The 17898-nt window shown below is 34.8% G+C and carries 16 protein-coding genes; 4 read left to right on the plus strand and 12 right to left on the minus strand.

Annotated elements, in window-relative coordinates; all coding sequences use genetic code 11:
- The first annotated feature begins 1 nt into the window (after position 1).
- Both FCN74_RS06260 and FCN74_RS06265 read left to right on the plus strand, forming a co-directional pair.
- Positions 2-952, plus strand: coding sequence for a glycosyltransferase family 2 protein (locus tag FCN74_RS06260; protein WP_138931732.1), 951 nt, complete (start codon positions 2-4; stop codon positions 950-952).
- 3 nt (positions 953-955) lie between these two features.
- The gene (locus FCN74_RS06265) at positions 956-2668 is read left to right on the plus strand and encodes a phospho-sugar mutase (protein ID WP_138931733.1); all 1713 of its coding nucleotides are present in this window, start codon (positions 956-958) and stop codon (positions 2666-2668) included.
- Here the strand turns inward: FCN74_RS06265 and FCN74_RS06270 are convergent.
- From FCN74_RS06270 to pta, 5 genes are all read right to left on the minus strand, one after another.
- Positions 2663-3343 carry an RluA family pseudouridine synthase gene (locus FCN74_RS06270; protein WP_138931734.1) on the minus strand — a complete coding sequence of 227 codons (681 nt, stop codon included), beginning with the start codon at positions 3341-3343 and terminating at the stop codon, positions 2663-2665. The two genes, FCN74_RS06265 and FCN74_RS06270, sit on opposite strands and share 6 nt — an antisense overlap.
- 143 nt (positions 3344-3486) lie before the next feature.
- Entirely contained in the window at positions 3487-4407 is a 921-nt protein-coding gene (locus FCN74_RS06275) for a YihY/virulence factor BrkB family protein (RefSeq protein ID WP_138931735.1), read from the minus strand.
- A gap of 1 nt (position 4408) precedes the next feature.
- The gene (gene nadC / locus FCN74_RS06280) at positions 4409-5266 is read right to left on the minus strand and encodes a carboxylating nicotinate-nucleotide diphosphorylase (protein ID WP_138931736.1); all 858 of its coding nucleotides are present in this window, start codon (positions 5264-5266) and stop codon (positions 4409-4411) included.
- A 68-nt stretch (positions 5267-5334) separates the two neighbouring features.
- Positions 5335-6528: an acetate/propionate family kinase gene (locus FCN74_RS06285; RefSeq protein ID WP_138931737.1), complete on the minus strand. Its 1194-nt coding sequence runs from the start codon at positions 6526-6528 to the stop codon at positions 5335-5337.
- A gap of 2 nt (positions 6529-6530) precedes the next feature.
- On the minus strand, positions 6531-8624 hold the full coding sequence (gene pta / locus FCN74_RS06290; protein ID WP_138931738.1) for a phosphate acetyltransferase: 2094 nt from the start codon (positions 8622-8624) through the stop codon (positions 6531-6533).
- A 272-nt stretch (positions 8625-8896) separates the two neighbouring features.
- Here pta and rlmH point away from each other — a divergent pair, with 272 nt between their 5' ends.
- A complete protein-coding gene (gene rlmH, locus FCN74_RS06295; protein ID WP_138931739.1) occupies positions 8897-9370 on the plus strand; it encodes a 23S rRNA (pseudouridine(1915)-N(3))-methyltransferase RlmH in 474 nt (157 codons plus the stop codon).
- Between the two features lie 223 nt (positions 9371-9593).
- Positions 9594-10514 carry a lipoyl synthase gene (gene lipA / locus FCN74_RS06300; protein ID WP_138931740.1) on the plus strand — a complete coding sequence of 307 codons (921 nt, stop codon included), beginning with the start codon at positions 9594-9596 and terminating at the stop codon, positions 10512-10514.
- 14 nt (positions 10515-10528) lie between these two features.
- On the opposite strand, the gene FCN74_RS06305 is transcribed toward lipA, so the two are convergent.
- The 7 genes from FCN74_RS06305 to FCN74_RS06335 all read right to left on the minus strand — a co-directional run bounded on the left by FCN74_RS06305 (position 10529) and on the right by FCN74_RS06335 (position 17885).
- Positions 10529-11176, minus strand: a complete 648-nt coding sequence (locus FCN74_RS06305) for a class I SAM-dependent methyltransferase (RefSeq protein WP_138931741.1) — start codon at positions 11174-11176, stop codon at positions 10529-10531.
- Positions 11173-12603 (minus strand): CCA tRNA nucleotidyltransferase, encoded by a 1431-nt coding sequence (locus tag FCN74_RS06310; RefSeq protein ID WP_138931742.1) that lies wholly within the window; start codon positions 12601-12603, stop codon positions 11173-11175. The genes FCN74_RS06305 and FCN74_RS06310 overlap by 4 nt, the downstream gene beginning before the upstream one ends.
- A gap of 5 nt (positions 12604-12608) precedes the next feature.
- Positions 12609-13172 carry an L-threonylcarbamoyladenylate synthase gene (locus tag FCN74_RS06315; protein ID WP_138931743.1) on the minus strand — a complete coding sequence of 188 codons (564 nt, stop codon included), beginning with the start codon at positions 13170-13172 and terminating at the stop codon, positions 12609-12611.
- Positions 13162-14076, minus strand: coding sequence for a glycosyltransferase family 2 protein (locus tag FCN74_RS06320; RefSeq protein ID WP_138931744.1), 915 nt, complete (start codon positions 14074-14076; stop codon positions 13162-13164). Before FCN74_RS06320 ends, FCN74_RS06315 begins: the two co-directional genes overlap by 11 nt.
- A 4-nt stretch (positions 14077-14080) precedes the next feature.
- Positions 14081-14878, minus strand: coding sequence for a glycosyltransferase family 2 protein (locus FCN74_RS06325; protein ID WP_138931745.1), 798 nt, complete (start codon positions 14876-14878; stop codon positions 14081-14083).
- Between the two features lie 61 nt (positions 14879-14939).
- Positions 14940-16628, minus strand: a complete 1689-nt coding sequence (locus tag FCN74_RS06330) for an efflux RND transporter periplasmic adaptor subunit (RefSeq protein WP_138931746.1) — start codon at positions 16626-16628, stop codon at positions 14940-14942.
- A 6-nt stretch (positions 16629-16634) separates the two neighbouring features.
- On the minus strand, positions 16635-17885 hold the full coding sequence (locus tag FCN74_RS06335; protein ID WP_138931747.1) for a TolC family protein: 1251 nt from the start codon (positions 17883-17885) through the stop codon (positions 16635-16637).
- Positions 17886-17898: the final 13 nt, after the last annotated feature.

The following is a 17898-nucleotide window of genomic DNA, read 5'->3' on the forward strand; positions in this document are numbered from 1 at the left end:
CATGTTGATTTCAGTTGTCATTCCTTTACTAAATGAAGCAGATTCGCTATCTGAATTATATGCTAGGCTAAATAAAGTCTTGAATGACCTTAGTTTTGAATATGAAATCATTTTTATAGATGATGGTAGTTCAGATAATTCCTGGGGTACTATCAAAAGTTTAAAGAAAACTCACCCAGAAATCAAAGCGATTCGGTTTTCAAAAAATTACGGTAAATCTCAAGCCCTTCACGCTGGCTTCAATTTAGCCAAAGGAGAAATCGTATTTACGATGGACGCTGACTTGCAAGACAGCCCTGAAGAAATTCCTGAAATGATAAGTGTTCTTCAAGACAATAATTTGGATATACTTTCTGGTTGGAAAAAGAAACGCTACGACTCTATTTTATTTAAAAATTTGCCCTCAAAACTCTTTAACTTTGCTGCTCGAAAGACCTCTGGACTAAAACTTCACGATTTTAACTGTGGGTTAAAGGCTTACAAAAAAGAGGTTATAAAGTCTATAGACGTTAAAGGCGAAATGCATCGCTATATTCCTGTATTGGCAAAAAATGAAGGCTTTACAAGAATAGATGAAAAACCCGTTAAACATCAAGCGAGGAAATTTGGCCAAACCAAATTTGGTGCTGAGCGTTTCATCAATGGCTTCTTGGACTTAGTCTCGCTTTGGTTTTTTTCTAGATTTGGCAAACGTCCTATGCACTTTTTTGGAGCTCTAGGTGTATTGATGTTTGTTATCGGCTTACTTTCAGCTATTTATATTGGAGCCTCAAAATTATATAAGCTATACCACGGACTCCCCAACATACTAGTAGTTGATAATCCCTTTTTTTATATTGCATTAACCAGTATGATTATTGGAGTTCAACTGTTTTTAGCTGGCTTTATAGGCGAACTTATATTAAACAATCAGTCTTCAAAATTCAGGTATAATATTTCAGAAAAAATTTGAACCATGAAAAAGGAAATTTTAGAAAAAGCACAGGAATGGTTAGCAGAACCATTTGATCAAGATACACAACAGTCTGTACAACATCTCATTCAAAATGATCCATCCACGCTAGAAGATGCTTTTTATACTAATATTGATTTTGGTACTGGTGGTATGCGTGGTATTATGGGTGCTGGAACTAACCGAATTAACAAATATACTTTAGGGAAAAACACACAAGGGATAAGTAATTATCTCAAAAAAACCTTTCCCAATACTATCCATCGCGTGGTGATTGCTTATGATTGTCGTCACAATAGTAAAAGTTTAGCTAAGATTGTTGCTGACGTATTTTCTGCAAATAGGGTTAAGGTTTTTCTATTTGAAGATTTAAGACCAACACCAGAATTGTCTTACGCCCTTAAAAAGCTGGATTGTCATTGCGGAATTGTTCTTACTGCTAGCCACAATCCACCTGAATACAATGGCTACAAAGTGTACTGGCAAGACGGTGGACAACTGGTACCTCCTCAAGATCAAGATATTATTGAAGAAATCAATCAATTACAATTTAAAGATATTGTATTTCAACCGCAGGAAAACCTGATTTCTGTGATTGGTCAAGATATTGATAAGCAATTCATTAAAGATGCTATAAAAAATGGTCAAAAAAACATCTCTCAATCTGCTAGGGAAAATTTAAAAGTAGTGTTTACTCCTATTCACGGTACATCTATCAAGTCAATACCTCAAACCTTATCTCAAGCTGGATATAAGCAACTGAAAATTGTTGAAGAACAAGCCGAACCGGACGGTGACTTTCCTACTGTAAAGTCACCAAACCCTGAAGAACCGGAAGCACTAAAAATGGCTATCAATCTCGCCAATAAACATGAGAGTGATATTGTAATTGGCACAGATCCTGACAGCGATCGCCTTGGCATTGCTGTAAGGAATGAAAACAACAATATGGTATTACTTAATGGCAATCAAACCATGGTTTTAATGACTTGGTTTCTGCTAGAAGAATATAAAACCAAACTCAAGGGTAATGAGTTTGTGGCTTCTACAGTAGTTTCAACACCTATGATGCGTGTCATGACCGAAAATTATGGTGTCGAGTATATGGAAACTTTGACGGGTTTTAAGTGGATAGCTGATTTAATTAAAACCTTTCCCAAAAAACACTTCATAGGAGGTGGAGAAGAAAGCTTTGGTTTTATGGTTGGAGACTTTGTTAGAGATAAAGATGCTGTTACTTCAACTTTACTTATTTGCGAAATTGCCGCTTATTTAAAATCTATGGGCTCATCTGTCTATGAAAAATTGATAGCGCTCTATACCGAACATGGCTTTTATAAAGAAGAGTTAGTAGCTTTGGTTAAAAAAGGGATTCAAGGTCAAAAGGAGATTCAACAAAAAATGAAAAACTTAAGAGACCATCCGTTAAAAGAAATATGTGGAGAGAAAGTGATACTAATTGAAGACTATCTGAATTCAGTTTCAAAAAACCTGCAAAACCATGAGCGTTCTCAGTTGGGTTTGCCTCAATCGAATGTGCTGATTTACTATACTGAAAATGGAACTAAAGTTGCGGCAAGACCAAGCGGGACAGAACCGAAGATTAAATTTTATATCAGTGTGAATACCACTTTAAAATCCCCTGAGACTTACAAAGAAGTAGACAAAGTTTTAGAAGAAAAAATAAATAAAATAAAGAAAGAAATAGGCTTATAACACAGATTGCCACAAATTATTATGAGGTAAATCTGCTTCAAAACACATTTTCTCTTTTGTTGTAGGATGTATCAAGCTGAGTTTTCTAGCGTGTAAGTCAATTCCGCCATCAAAATTGCTTCGCTTAGCTCCATATTTTAAATCACCTTTGATGGGACAGCCAATATAAGACAATTGTGAGCGAATTTGATGATGTCGACCGGTTTCGAGTTCTATTTCTAACAGGTGATAATGCTTCAGTGATTTAAGAAGCCTGTAATTTAAAACAGCTTGTTTGGCACCTGGTATTGATTTTGGGTAAGCATAAGATTTGTTTTGCTTGGGCTTTCGCTTTAAATAGTGAACCAACCGTGCTTGAGTTGCTTTGGGTTTATTTTTGACCATAGCCCAGTAGATTTTTTGAGTTTGGCGTTCACTAAATTGTTTATTAAGTCGAGATAAGGCTTTTGAGGTTTTGGCAAAGACTAAAACGCCACTTGTCGGACGATCTAAACGATGGACCACACCCAAATAAACATTGCCCGGTTTGTTATACTTCTGCTTAATGTATGTTTTAACAGTTTCGTTTAAAGGTTCGTCTCCTGTGGCGTCACCTTGTACTAAACGCCCTACTGGCTTATTAATGACAAAAAGATGATTGTCTTCGTAAATGATATATGACTGTAGCTGAGACAAATTTGTTTTACTTTATAATTGTTAAAAATATTCTAATGAAGTTCAATAATCACATTCTTAATTTTGATTGATTTATAGAGCTTTTGAGTCATAATTTGAGTATAATAATTAAGTTAAAAAATTCCTTTTATGATATGAAAAATTTAAGTTTGCTTTCTTAGTTTTTGGATACTCGCGTTAAGTTCGAAACCCAACAAAAAGATGTTAGAATTCAACCAAATGTATATCATTAAAACCAACAAGGCACCAATAGAACCGTAAAGTTTATTGTAAGTTGAAAAATTTTCGATGTAAAATGAAAACAAGTAAGTCGTCAGGATAATTAAAAAAGTTGTAAACAATGCTCCTACAGAAAAGAAACGCGATTGACGTCCTTCTTTGGTTCCAAAAAAGTACAGTATAGCTATTCCAATATAGAGCATAATAAGAAGTGTTGCATAACGACCAATTTTTGCCCAAAATATAGTATCTCCAACAATACCAAAATGCCTTAAGTTTTCTATAATGTAAGTTAAATAAATCGTAATGGTAACTGAAATTAAAAGTAAAATCGCGATGATTAAAGCCACTCCTACGGCAACGATATATTGTCGAATAATGGTACGGTTAATTCTGGTGTGGTAAGAAAACTCAAAACTTGTAAATATGGCATTAACACCATTTGACATTAAAAAAATAGACAGCAAAAACACAAAAGACAACAAGCCAGCTCTTGGGTTATTGGCAATGTCAACAAAAATATCACTAAAAAAATTAGCCGCTTGAGTTGGCATTAAATCTTCAATAAAATAAAGGACTTCACTTTGAAAATCGTCTATAAACGTAATAAACGGAATGAGATTTAAAATAAATAGCAAAAACGGGAAAATTGCCATAAAAAAGCTAAAGGCAATAGAACTTGCACGTGTTGAAAAAGTACCTTTAATGATACCAAAAAAATAAATTTTAATTAAATCGTATAAAGTTAATCCGTCGAGTTTGGGCAGTTTTACCTTTTTGCAGCCTTTTGCAATATCTTTTATAATAGGTGTTTCTGATATGGTTTTATCTAAAGGGTCTGACATTTTAAATCGCTTTAAGGCTCATATCCATATTGTAAACAGAATGGGTCAAAGCGCCGCTTGATATAAAATCAACACCACAATTAGCATAATGTTTTGCCGTTTCTAAAGTAATGCCACCACTAGATTCTGTATAGCACTTCTCTCCTATTAATTCGACGGCTTTCTTGGTGTCTTTATAATTAAAATTGTCAAGTAAAATTCTATACACACCATCTTGTTTTAAAATCATTTCCACTTCTTCTAAACTTCTCGCTTCTACAATAATTTTTAAATTTAAGTGATGGTTTTTTAAGTAATCCTGCGTTTTTTGAATAGCTTGTGGAATGCCACCAGCAAAATCAATGTGATTGTCTTTGAGCATAATCATATCATATAGTGCAAATCTGTGATTGGTACCACCGCCAATTTTTACCGCCCATTTTTCAAGGGCGCGAATACCAGGTGTTGTTTTTCGAGTATCTAAAATTTGAGTCTTTGTGCCTTTGAGTTGCTTGACAAAATCATGGGTTTTGGTAGCAATTGCACTCATGCGTTGCATAGCGTTTAAGACGAGACGCTCGGCTTTGAGAATTGATTGACTTGAGCCTATTACTGTAAATGCTATATCACCATTTTCAACTTGATCACCATCATTAAGAAGCGTATTGATTTCTATGTCAGTATCAATAGATTTAAAAACTTGTTTCGCAAAATCAATGCCGGCGATTATACCGTTGTCTTTAACCAAAAGTTGTGCTTGACCTTTGACCTTAGAAGAAATACAGGCCAATGATGAATAATCACCATCCCCAATATCTTCTCTAACCGCATTTTTTATAATTAAATCAATCTCGTTTTGAAATTGTGCACCGCTTATCATAAATTTACTTTAGTTTACAAAGATAATTGAATATTATCTATTGATAAATTAGACTAAAATATAAAGCCTCAATTTGATATTTTGTAGGCTTGTTTAGCAATTTCAAGTTCTTCATTGCTGGGAATCACTAAAATTTTGGCTTTAGAATTTGCTTTACTGATGTCTCTACTTTCTTTTGAAGTCAATTGATTTTTACTTTGATCAATTTGAAGTCCTAAAACATCCATATCTTTACAAACCAATTCTCGCATTAAAGCTGAGTTTTCGCCAATTCCAGCGGTAAAAACAATGGCATCTAATCCATTGAGGGCAACAGTATAAGCGCCAATATATTTTTTTATACGATAGGCATTCATCTCTAAAGCTAATTGACAATCTTCGTTTCCTGCTTCAGCTTGTTGTTGGATATCTCGCAAATCATTTGAACCTGTTAAACCTAACATACCGCTTTCTTTAAGCAAGATGTTATTCACTTGTTCTGCAGAATAACCTAACTTATCAATCAGATAAAAAATCACGGATTGATCAATATCACCAGCGCGTGTGCCCATAATTAAGCCATTTGCCGGCCCGAATCCCATTGAATGGTCAATGGCTTTGCCATTTTTTATTGCGGTCATACTACAGCCGTTGCCGAGGTGAATACTAATTAACTTGGAATTGGGTTGATTTTTAGATTTTAAAAACACTTGTGCTTTTTCAGAAACATATTTGTGGCTTGTTCCATGAAAGCCATAAGCTCTGATGTCTTCATCTTCTAAAAAAGATTTTGGAATGGCAAATTGATAGGCTTTCTGTGGCAATGATTGTAAAAAAGCCGTATCAAAAACTGCAACTTGTTGGGCTTTAGAGAACACTCTTTCGGCCACTTCAATGCCTTTTAAATTTAGTGGGTTGTGCAATGGCGCTAAAGTGCAAAGACTTTGTATTTTTGACTTGACATCTTGTGTGATTTCTACAGTTTTTGAAAAAGATTGTCCACCGTGAACAACACGATGTCCAACGATTTTAATAACATTTTTATTAGAAATCACACCAAACTGTTTATCCATTAAAAGGCTATTCATTTGGGTTAAAGCTTCTTCATGATTTTTAATTGGGAGTTCGTTACTGGTTTTAAAACCCTCTTTTTTGTAAGTAATTTTGGCATTTTCTGCACCAATGCGTTCAATTAATCCATTGGCTTTTACGCTCTCATTTGGCATATCAATCAACTGATACTTGAGTGACGAACTGCCAGAATTGATAACTAATACATTCATAATTAAATATCTTGAGCTTGTATGGCGGTAATCACTACCGTATTAAAAATATCATCAACTGTGCAACCACGACTTAAATCGTTTACGGGTTTATTTAAGCCTTGAAGCATCGGTCCGATAGCCACCGCACCTGTTTCACGCTGAACAGCCTTATAGGTATTATTTCCAGTATTTAGGTCTGGAAAAATTAAAACTGTGGCTTGACCTGCAACTTTAGATTTGGGTAATTTGCTTTGACCAACGGCCATATCTACAGCAGCATCATACTGAATTGGGCCTTCAACATTGAGTTCTGATCGTTTTTGTTTGACCAGCTCTGTAGCTTTTCTTACTTTTTCAACATCTTCACCTTTACCGGAAGAACCTGATGAATAAGATAGCATTGCAATCCTAGGTTCAATACCAAAAGCCTGACTGGACTCCGCAGAGGATAAAGCGATTTCGGCCAACTGATCTGCATTGGGATTAGGATTAATCGCACAATCGCCAAATACAGAAACCCGATTTTCTAAACACATAAAAAATACAGACGAGACCACAGAGACTTCAGGTTTCATTTTAACAAATTGTAAAGCGGGTTTTATCGTGTGTTGTGTAGTATGAGCTGCACCAGAGACCATACCATCTGCCATACCTTTGTATACCATCATAGTCCCAAAATAAGAAACATCCCTGATTAAGTCTTGCGCAATATCGATAGTCATTCCTTTGTGTTTCCTTTGTTCATAAAGGGTTTGAGCAAAGTCTTCTATATATACAGAATCTAAAGGATCAATGATGTTTATTGTGTTGAAATCAAAATTTAAGCCCAACCTTGAGCTAGCTTCTTTAATTTTGTCCTTTTGGCCAAGCAAGGTAATATCGACAAAATCCATTAGTGCCAGTCGAGATGTAGCTGCAATAATTCTGTCGTCATTACCTTCTGGTAAAACTATATGTTTACGCTGGGTTTTGGCGCGTTTAAGTAAATTATATTGAAACATTCTTGGGGTCATTCCATTGTGTTTAAACGTAATAAGTTTATCAGAAAGCCTATCAACGTCACAATATTTTTCAAACATATTTAGGGATAACAGTATTTTTTCCTCATTATCAGCATAAATGTGAGAACGCATATTGCCTATTTTATTGGCGACTTCAAATGTGCCTTGTTGTACCGACAAAATAGGAGCAACAAATTGCAGACCGTCAATCAATTTGATAATAGAATTCTCCGGTACTAAACCTCCAGTCAATACAATTCCTGAAATTCTAGGATAATTGCTGGATATGTTGGCTTGAAGTGCTCCAAGTATGATTTCAGCACGATCTCCGGGCGTTATGATTAAACAACCATCTTCAAGATAGGTCAAATAATTTCTGAGTTGCATAGCACCAACCTTAAAACTGCTACTTTGGTTATTCAGCATATCTTCACCAAATAAAACTTTAGCATCAATTGATTTTGCAATTTCTTTAATAGTTGGATTTTTTAAACCAGAAATAAGTGGAATTGCGTTGACAACTGTATCTTTAGGTAGGTTTTGTTCAACGCCTTTGATAATGGTTTCTAGATTTTCTTCTTGGACTTTATTGGCTATCACAGCAGACACTTTCACCCCTTTTTCGTCAAAAGAATCATAAGCTAAATGCAAACCATTTATAAATTCATCCAAACTTTTTCCTACGCCAGAAGATACAATCAGTGTTGGCAGACCCAGATTTTGAGCAATTAAAATATTGGCATCCAACTCTATTGCTGTACCTTCACCAGAAAAATCTGTTCCTTCGACTAACATAAAGTCGTTACGCTCTTCTAAAGTTTTATATTTTTCAATAATAGTGTCTAAGATTTCACCGTCTTTATCTGCATTACGCTTATCTATAAACTCTGAACGTGTAAATGCATAAGCTTCTTCATGTGTAAAGTTTAAATCAAAATGAGAAAGTATCGTATTGATATGGTTATCGTCTTTACCTTTAAAATCACTGTCGATGATGGGTCTAAAATAACCTACTTTAGCGGTTTTAGATAAGAGCATACGCATTAGACCCAAGGCTACTAGTGACTTACCGCTATCGGGTTCGCTGGTGGCGATATAAATTCCTTTGTTCATTAATTAATAGTTTTATACGACTTGCAAAGGTCTTCTATTCTATGAATTTTTATCTTAATAGAAAAATAAATTTTAGTATGGGTATATAAAATATGATATTTTTCATTTAATATATTCTACTGGTAAAAATTAAAGAGATGGTTTCACTAATTTCGCCAAGACGAGTAGTTTTCTTTTTTGTAGATTGCGACTTCGCCTCTTTTGGTCGGCTCATCGCAATGATAACTTTTTTAAAAATATTAAATATACATTTAATTTTGATCGCTAAATAAATGAACATCAAACTCCTACAAATCGGTCAGACCAAGCAAAACGAATTAGACAGCTTGATTCAAGACTATGAAAAACGTCTTTCACATTTTATCAAGTTTGAAAGTCTAAGTTTGCCGGATTTTAAAAAGACCAAAAACCTTTCTAAAAAACAACAGAAAGGCAAAGAAGCAGAATTGTTTTTAAAGCACATTAAACCAAGCGACTGGGTAGTTTTACTGGATGAAAAAGGAAAATCTTTGACTTCACGTGGATTTGCAGAATATTACCAAAAAAAAATGAACTCAGGCGTTAAAACGCATAGCTTTTTGATTGGTGGTCCTTACGGGTTTTCACAAGATATTTACAAAAGGGCAAATCAAAAAATCGCTTTGTCGTCTATGACTTTTACACATGAAATGATTCGATTGATTTATATGGAGCAAACCTACCGCGCGTTTTCTATCATTCATAATTTACCTTATCATCACGATTAAGTATTTCTATTTTTTAACCATTAAGGCATTAAGTTCATTTAGAGTTTTTTGTTGAGTATTCATGTGTCTTAACTTCTTAATGGTTATTTTTTTGGTCATAATACTTCATAGTGTTTTTATTTTTCATCATCAATTTCAAAAGCTTTCTTAATATTTAGTTTGAAAACACAATACGTAAAGCTAACTCATCTTTATTTTATAAATTTGTATAAAATTGAATATTATGAGCACTGTTGTTGCTACGCCAGATACTAAAGACAAACAAAAAGTCGCCAATAAAACGACTGAAAAGCAAACCACAACAAAAGGTAAACCCAAATGGCTTCGGGTAAAATTGCCTACTGGTGAAAAATACAGAAATCTACGTAAACTCGTCGACAAGTACGATTTACATACCATTTGTACATCAGGTAGTTGTCCTAATATGGGCGAATGTTGGGGTGAAGGTACGGCAACGTTTATGATACTCGGTAATGTTTGCACACGTTCCTGTGGCTTTTGTGGTGTTAAAACTGGTCGCCCAGAAGATGTGGCTTGGGACGAACCTGAAAAAGTAGCGCGTTCTATCAAAATTATGGGAATTAAGCATGCAGTGCTGACAAGTGTTGACCGCGATGATTTAAAAGATATGGGATCTATCATTTGGGCGGAAACCGTTCAAGCTGTGAGACGTATGAATCCTGAAACAACCTTAGAAACCTTAATTCCTGATTTTCAAGGTGTCAAAAGAAATATTGACCGTATCATTGAAGTGAGTCCAGAAGTGGTATCTCATAATATGGAAACGGTGAGACGCTTAACACGAGAGGTTAGAATTCAGGCGAAATACGACAGAAGTCTTGGCGTTTTAGAATATTTAAAACAACAAGGCATTCGTAGAACTAAATCAGGTATCATGCTTGGTCTTGGAGAAAAAGAAGATGAAGTGATTCATACTTTGAAAGATTTACGTTCTGTAGATGTAGATGTGGTTACAATTGGACAATATTTACAACCGAGTAAGCAACACTTACCTGTAAAACAATTTATTACCCCAGATCAATTTAAAAAATATGAAACCATAGGGAAAGAACTTGGCTTTAGACATGTAGAAAGTAGTGCTTTAGTGCGTTCGTCTTATAAAGCACAGAAGCATATTAATTAAATCAATTGAAGTGCTCAATCTGATGTTGAAACAACCGTTGCAAATTGAGGATAAAATATATCTGAAGCTGAACAGAGTAAAAATAAATTCATCAAGTAAGGTTTGATAGATTTAGATTTATTTATTCCTTTGTTTTCTAGTATTTTATACCCTGTTTCTTTAAACATTCGTTTAATGCTTTTTTTAGTAAAAAAACGCATATGGGTGTGATCCATTACACCACTATCTTCATATTTCCAGTCTTTATCAAATAAGAACATTCGCATAGAATTATGATAGCGAATATTTGGGATAGAACTTATAATTATACCAGTTGTTGTCAGTTTTGACTTTATTTTTTTAAGCACATTATAAGGATCCACCAAATGTTCTAAAACGTCATTAAAATATATGACGTCAAAATAATTATCCGGTAAATCTTCCAAAAAATCTTCACAGGCACCGCTAAACACTTTATCTAAAATTTTGTCTGCTTCCATGGCATGGGAAGACATATATTCAATTCCCCAAGTTTCAGTCTTGTACATTTCTTTAATTTGTTGAGCAAATGTACCTTGCCCACAACCAACATCTAAAACCGTTTTAGCTTCTTTTGGAAAAAAATCAAGCATTTCTGCTCTTTCATTTACATAATATCCCTTTTCTTTATTTATATAATTCATAGCATGATTTTTTTTAAACCCAACTCCTTCCCTTTTTGGAGCATAAATTCTCGTGCGGCTTCTTTTTCATTTGGAATTTCGCCTTCAAGAATAGCTTCTTTAATGGCAGTTTTAATGATACCAATTTCTTTTGAAGGTTTGATGTTAAAGGTTTTCATAATTTCTTCACCGCTGATGGGTGGCTGAAAATTTCGGATATGGTCGCGTTCTTCTACATCTTTAATTTTATCCCGAACCCGCTTAAAATTATTGTGATAAGCTTTGTAACGTTTTGGGTTTTTGGTGGTGATATCGGCTTCACAAAGTGTCATAAGGTCATCTAAGTCATCACCGGCATCAAAAATGAGTCGTCTTACGGCAGAATCGGTCACATCAGAATCAACAACCGCAATCGGACGAGAACTCATAAAGACCAATTTTTGAACGTATTTCATCTTGTCGTTTAGCGGCATTTTTAAACGCTTAAAAAGTTTATAAACCATTTTTGAGCCTTTGTATTCGTGACCGTGGAATGTCCATCCTATGTTTTTATCAAAGCGTTTGGTGGGCGCCTTACCAATATCGTGGAGTAAAGCTGCCCAGCGCAACCATAAATTTTCTGTCTTTTCTGATATATTGTCGACCACTTCTAGGGTATGCCAAAAATTTTCTTTATGTCGCTGACCGTCGACCTCATCTACGCCTTGTAATGCAGTAAGTTCAGGCAAAAAGTATTTTAATAGTCTGGATTTTAATAGAAGTTTGAGTCCAAAAGAGGGTTTTGGCGTCAGCATAATTTTATTAAACTCATCAATGATACGCTCTGGAGACACAATTTTAAGACGGTTGGCCTGTTGCTGAATAGCATTAAAAGTTTGTCCTTCAATTTTAAAATGTAATTGGGCAGAAAACCGAATGGCTCGCATCATTCGCAAAGGATCGTCAGAAAATGTCAACTCCGGCTCTAATGGCGTTTTGATGATATTGATTTTCAAATCCTGTATGCCGTCAAAAGGATCGAGAAGTTTGCCAAAATGATCTGAATTTAATTGTAAAGCCAAGGCGTTGATGGTAAAATCCCTTCGGTTTTGATCATCTTCAAGACTTCCGGGTTCAACTTCTGGGTTGCGACTATCTTTGGCATAAGACTCTTTTCTTGCGCCGACAAACTCGATGTCGATATCTTTAAAACGCAGCATTGCGGTGCCAAAACGTTTAAAGACTTTGACCTGTTTTTTATTGATTTGTAAGGCCTTAGCAACGTGTTCAGCCAAGTGAATGCCATTCCCAACGCAAACTATATCTATGTCTTTTACTTGTTCTCTATGAAGAAAAAAATCTCGCACATAGCCGCCGATGACATAAGTGTCTATATTCATTTCATCTGCGACTTCAGATATCGTTTTAAAAATGGGATGGGTTAATGCTTCAGTAAGTTTTGATATCATTGATGTTAGTCTCTAATAATTTGCACTTGACCTTGTTCATCAAACTTTATGATTCTTGAAGGTTTGGTCTCGCTATTATTTTGATTTTGCAAATTTACAACATAGTCCACGCCTTTTAAAATTTCATCTTGAATTTCAGCAAATACTTTTGGTGTTGGTTGTCCACTAATGTTTGCCGAAGTTGACACAATAGGTTTATTAAAATCATGGAGAAGTAGTTGACAAAATTCGGTTTGACAAATTCGTATGGCAATAGAGCCATCTTCAGCAATAAGATTTTTGGCTAAATTTTGGGCTTTAGGGTAAATAATCGTTGTCGGTCTGTCGGTTTGTTTTAAATATTCTAACGCAGGGTCAGGAATATATTTTACGTATTTTGATAACATATTGAGATCTTTAACTAGACAGACTAAAGCTTTAGAATCATCCCGTTGTTTGAGTTGATAGACTTTTTTAACGGCCGTTTTGCTTGTTGCATCACAGCCAATACCCCACACGGTGTCGGTAGGATATAATAGAAGTTTTTTTGAGTTTAAAACCTCTAAACTGTTTAATATTTCAATTTTCATGAATAATGTGTGTTGATTTATTGAGTGTAACGCCTTGTAAAATATGATTCCTCAAAAATCTATATTTAGTATTCCATAGGCTTTTGAAACTGTATTTAAGAACCATATGTACATGAATAAGTTTATAGGAAAAAATGCCGTAATGTTTTCTTATTACATAAAGTAAAGACCTTTTCAATTCAGTTTTAATACGAATTGATTTTTCTGTGCTTGCTCCATGATAGTGAAAACACTCAGCTTGAGGTATTATTGCAGCACCTAATCCTGATTTTTTGAGTCGTTTACATAAATCTGTTTCCTCATGGTATAAAAAAATGTTTTCATCAAATCCACCAATATTTTTAAATACTTCACGATTAATAAACATAAAACTACCTGATACAAAATCTCCGAATGTAGTCTTATGCAGTTTTCGGTTTCGATCATGAAATAGTTTTGGCCTTGTGAATTTAAAAAACTTCCGACCAAAAAAATACTTAACCGGTGATGCAAAAAAGTCTAACGTGGGCAATATTTTACCTCCGTTGGTATATGTAGTCGGACCAGAAATCCCAATTTTAGTATTGATATCATATTCATTTTTTAGAAGTCCAAGACAATCATTATTCAGCAGAACATCATTATTTATAAAAGCAAGATACTTCCCTTTTGAATACCTGTACCCCAACATATTACCACCACCAAAACCTGAATTTTTTTGATTTCTATAAATATGTAATGACGCAATCTTGAGATTTTTACATGCTTTTTTCAAAGCCGTGAAGTCCAAGTTATTAGAATTGTTATCTACAACGATAATCTCTTTATTCAATTTATCAGAAGTATGAGCAATAATCGATTTGACACATTCAATTGTATACTTAGATGAATTGTAATTAATGATTATTACTGAAATATCTAACATTTTGCTATAAAAATTGTGAAACCCCTTTTTTTATTGTCTTAAGCTCTTCTCTTTCGGCTTGTCTTTCTATTTCCAAATTCACTTCTATATGAGACTTTGATTGTTCTTTATGGTAAATATGATAAACAATTCCGGCAAACTTAAGTCGTTTACCCACGAGACCAATATTGTGCAAGCGTTGAATCATTTCGGAATCATCAATTCCCCAGCCGACCAACTCTTCATTAAAACCGTTAACCTTGACAAAATCTTCTCGCCAAAAAGACATATTACATCCTCTTAGTTTTCGAGAACGTTTTTCTACCGGTTTGTAAAGACGAGTCAGTAAAGGCAAATGTAGAGTTCGACCTCGTTTTTTTATGCCTTTAGAAAAATAATTAAACGTGATTTTTTCTTTTGAAAATAAGTCTGGTAAAAATTCTTTTTGAATATTAACTCTTGAGCCATAGAGATATTGGCCTTTTTTAGCAAATCTTAAATGGTCTTTGATAAATTCGGGATGCATGATAATGTCGCCATCAATTTCAATTATATAATCGTGTCTTGCTTTAGCTATGGCTTTATTCATGATACGAGGCTTTCTATTGCCCTTGTCCTCATGCTTAATATGAATAAGAGGAATTGGAAATTTATCTTGAAAAGTCTTAATCAATTTTGTCGTCTCTTCTGTTGAGCCATCATCAGCTATAATGACTTCATCAGGCAGATGAGTTTGGTTTAGCACACTTTTTAAAAGTAAATTTAGTGCTTCCGGCCAATTATAAGTTGGTGTTACCAAACTGCATTTAGAAAATTGACGCATGCGATAGAATTTCCACAAAACTAATCAATTTCAAAACAAGACTCAATGCTAAAAAATTCAATTATGGAATAGAATCAACCACACTTCCACATTTGAGCATCGAAGCGCCATAATAGGGGTTTCTGATCTGATCAGAAAAACTTAACCACCGCGCTCCTTCTCCACTATCAGCCATTGGACAGCGCTGTATAAAAATCGTTTTGTCCAGTGAATTGGTCGTTTTTACAATTCTTATCACTTCTCCAGATACTACTATAAACTCTTTCCTTAATTCTTTAATTGAACTTAACTCTTCGATATCTTTAAATTTTTTTATACTCAACTTAGCTAGCAAAGCAATAACCTTTTTATAATGGCGTTTTGAAGTTTCAAAATCATCTAATACCAGCGCATTTTTTAATTTGTTATAGACTGAAATGAGGTCTTTAACTGTTTCAGGATCATTAGCCATCTCTTTTACTTCATTTTCAGCCGCAATTTCCTTAGTTTTTGATTCATTATGATCATCAAGACGAGTATTTAAAGATATATCATCAGGGTTCATCATACTCGGTTTGTTGGCTAATTGTGCCTCAGAGTCGATGCTAGATGCGCCATGAGTTACGATTTTATCATCGGCATTTAATCCCGATAAAACTTCAACAAATGCTGCTGATGATGGGCCAGTTTCCACTTCTTTCATCTTGAAATAGACGCCGTTTTCATTTTCCAATTGTTGGTATACGACGGAGCGTTTTCCCGTCCAAAGCACGGCCGATTTGGGGATCATCAAGCTTTTAGAAGACGTTGCGTTCTCTTTTTCTACCGATAATTTGGCTTTGATAAAAACACCCGGTTTTAATTGCTGATCAGTATTATCAATGACTACTCTTGCTTGAGCTGAACGACTATTGTCATCTAAAATCGGTGAAATAAAAGTTATCTTACCTTGTATATTTTGCTGATTTGATGTCTGGATGCTAAGCTTGTCTCCAATATTGATCTTCCCCAGATCGTTTTCATACACATCTACCATTGCCCAAAGGCTTGATAGATCAGCAATGCGCATAAAGTTTTGGCCAGCTTTCAGGTTATCACCTTGCTGAACCATCAACTCGGTAATATAACCTGATCTTGGAGCTCTTAACTTTAACTTCCCTTGATTCAGTGATTCAACATCGCTTACCGACAATTCGTAGTTTTTAATTTTTTGTTTGATGCTATTTAAAAGCTGTTCATTTTGTTGACGTTTAGCTAAATTCCATTCTTCTTTTATCACTTGAATATCCGGCGCATATAATTCAGCGATCACCTGACCTTTATTTACTTTTTCGCCTTCATCATTGACATAGAGGGTTTCTATTCTAAGATTGAAATTAGCTGTAAGTGTTTGAGTCAGATTTTGATTGATCGCCAAACGACCGGAAAATTCTAATCCAGGATCCTGAGTTTGACTACCAACAACCATGGTTTCTAAGCCCGCCAATTGACGTGCGGTTTTGCTCATTTTAATCGCATCAGGATCGATATGGTCTTTCATAGAAGACGCCGGGATTAACTCCATACCACAAATCGGGCAATCGCCGGATTCTTCCTGACGGATTTGCGGATGCATGGAGCAAGTATATGCCGAAGTATCGGCACTTTCTTGAAGTTGAACTTGGTCGTTTGCTTCATTTTGTGATTCTGAAGAAAACAAACTGGCACCAATAAAAATACCTAAGATCATGGTCGATCCTACTATAATGTATGTTTTGATGTTATTTTTCATAATATTTTAATTTAAAGTAAGGTAATTCAGTTTTTCCTGGGTTTTTTGAAGCTCAACAAGTGTTCTGATTTTCATTTTATGATGGAGTAAATGTTCTTCATAAAGTCGTAAAACTTCCTCTATTTCTATTGCTGCATTTGCTAAAGCGATTTCTGAAAGTTGCAAGATATCGTCCAACTTTTGCATTTGTTGTTCATGAAGCGCTACGGATTTTTCAAGTTCGTTGTACTCATACTTTGCCATTTGAATGTCGCTTTGTAGCATTGTTTTTTCATGTTCTAATTGAAATTGAAGTGATTCTCCTTCAAGTTGAGCTTGTTTTTGTCTGGATGTATTTTTTTTACCAAAAATGGGTAAACTCAAAGACAGCATCGGCATCAACGCATCTTGACCCGCATCTGTCGTCATAACATTTCGGTCTTGAATGATAACGTAATCTAATCCTACTCCAAATTGCGGAAGCGCTTGTTTTTGGGCGAGTTTCTCTTTTGCGTTGTTAGAGGCTTTTAAATGTCTGATCCTTTGCATTCGTGGATGTTCGGTTGGTATCGAGTCTATTTTCATCAACTTGCGTTCTTCTAAAACTTGTTTTGGTTTTATTATCTCGACCGGTGTTTTTAAAGGTCTGTTCATCAACTGATTGAGTTGCGTTACTCTAATCTGTTCTTGCTCTTTTAAAACTTCTATCGCTGTCTTTTGCTTATCAATTTCTAGATCAACTCTTAGAACATCAATCAATTGAACCTGATTATTTTCATAATTGGCTTTCGTGATCAATTTTAAATCTTCCAATAGTTCTAATTGTTCCGCTTCAAGTTGTTTGTTAACTTTTATGGCCACAAGTTCATAATATTGCTTAGCAACTTTCAAAAACAATTTTAACTTCTGATCTTGAAATTTTTCAAACTCAGCTTCGGCTTTGTAACTGGCTATGTTGCCTTTTGATTTAAAAGTGCCAAACCAGGGTAACATTTGCTTCAAAGAAAATCGGGCAATTTGTGGTCCGACACGGGTTTCTATCGGGCTGATGAAGTAGCCAAAACTCAAATTCGGGTCTTGCCAGGCTTTGGCTTGGGTAACGTTTTCAAGCTCAGCTTCAAAGCTTTTGTATTGCGCTTTTAAGGCTAAGTTATTTTCAGCTGCTTCTACTTTTAAGCTATCTAAATGCTGCGCGTGTGAGTATAAACACCCTAAATAAGCTATTAGAATTAAGGGAGCTGATTTGCTAAGATGTTTTATGTAGAAAAAATGTATCATATTAAAATCGATT

The organism is Mesohalobacter halotolerans, assembly GCF_006120725.1.
Lineage (GTDB): Bacteria > Bacteroidota > Bacteroidia > Flavobacteriales > Flavobacteriaceae > Psychroflexus > Psychroflexus halotolerans.

What these genes read in the sequence shown, in the direction of transcription:
- nadC (WP_138931736.1), bottom strand. Translation starts at nt 5,266, where the DNA reads ATGATAAGCGGTGCACAATTTCAAAACGAGATTGATTTAATTATAAAA.
- FCN74_RS06260 (WP_138931732.1), top strand. Translation starts at nt 2, where the DNA reads ATGTTGATTTCAGTTGTCATTCCTTTACTAAATGAAGCAGATTCGCTA.
- pta (WP_138931738.1), bottom strand. Translation starts at nt 8,624, where the DNA reads ATGAACAAAGGAATTTATATCGCCACCAGCGAACCCGATAGCGGTAAG.
- FCN74_RS06305 (WP_138931741.1), bottom strand. Translation starts at nt 11,176, where the DNA reads ATGAATTATATAAATAAAGAAAAGGGATATTATGTAAATGAAAGAGCA.
- FCN74_RS06335 (WP_138931747.1), bottom strand. Translation starts at nt 17,885, where the DNA reads ATGATACATTTTTTCTACATAAAACATCTTAGCAAATCAGCTCCCTTA.
- FCN74_RS06285 (WP_138931737.1), bottom strand. Translation starts at nt 6,528, where the DNA reads ATGAATGTATTAGTTATCAATTCTGGCAGTTCGTCACTCAAGTATCAG.
- FCN74_RS06310 (WP_138931742.1), bottom strand. Translation starts at nt 12,603, where the DNA reads ATGATATCAAAACTTACTGAAGCATTAACCCATCCCATTTTTAAAACG.
- FCN74_RS06265 (WP_138931733.1), top strand. Translation starts at nt 956, where the DNA reads ATGAAAAAGGAAATTTTAGAAAAAGCACAGGAATGGTTAGCAGAACCA.
- FCN74_RS06320 (WP_138931744.1), bottom strand. Translation starts at nt 14,076, where the DNA reads ATGTTAGATATTTCAGTAATAATCATTAATTACAATTCATCTAAGTAT.
- FCN74_RS06330 (WP_138931746.1), bottom strand. Translation starts at nt 16,628, where the DNA reads ATGAAAAATAACATCAAAACATACATTATAGTAGGATCGACCATGATC.
- FCN74_RS06315 (WP_138931743.1), bottom strand. Translation starts at nt 13,172, where the DNA reads ATGAAAATTGAAATATTAAACAGTTTAGAGGTTTTAAACTCAAAAAAA.
- lipA (WP_138931740.1), top strand. Translation starts at nt 9,594, where the DNA reads ATGAGCACTGTTGTTGCTACGCCAGATACTAAAGACAAACAAAAAGTC.
- FCN74_RS06275 (WP_138931735.1), bottom strand. Translation starts at nt 4,407, where the DNA reads ATGTCAGACCCTTTAGATAAAACCATATCAGAAACACCTATTATAAAA.
- FCN74_RS06325 (WP_138931745.1), bottom strand. Translation starts at nt 14,878, where the DNA reads ATGCGTCAATTTTCTAAATGCAGTTTGGTAACACCAACTTATAATTGG.
- rlmH (WP_138931739.1), top strand. Translation starts at nt 8,897, where the DNA reads ATGAACATCAAACTCCTACAAATCGGTCAGACCAAGCAAAACGAATTA.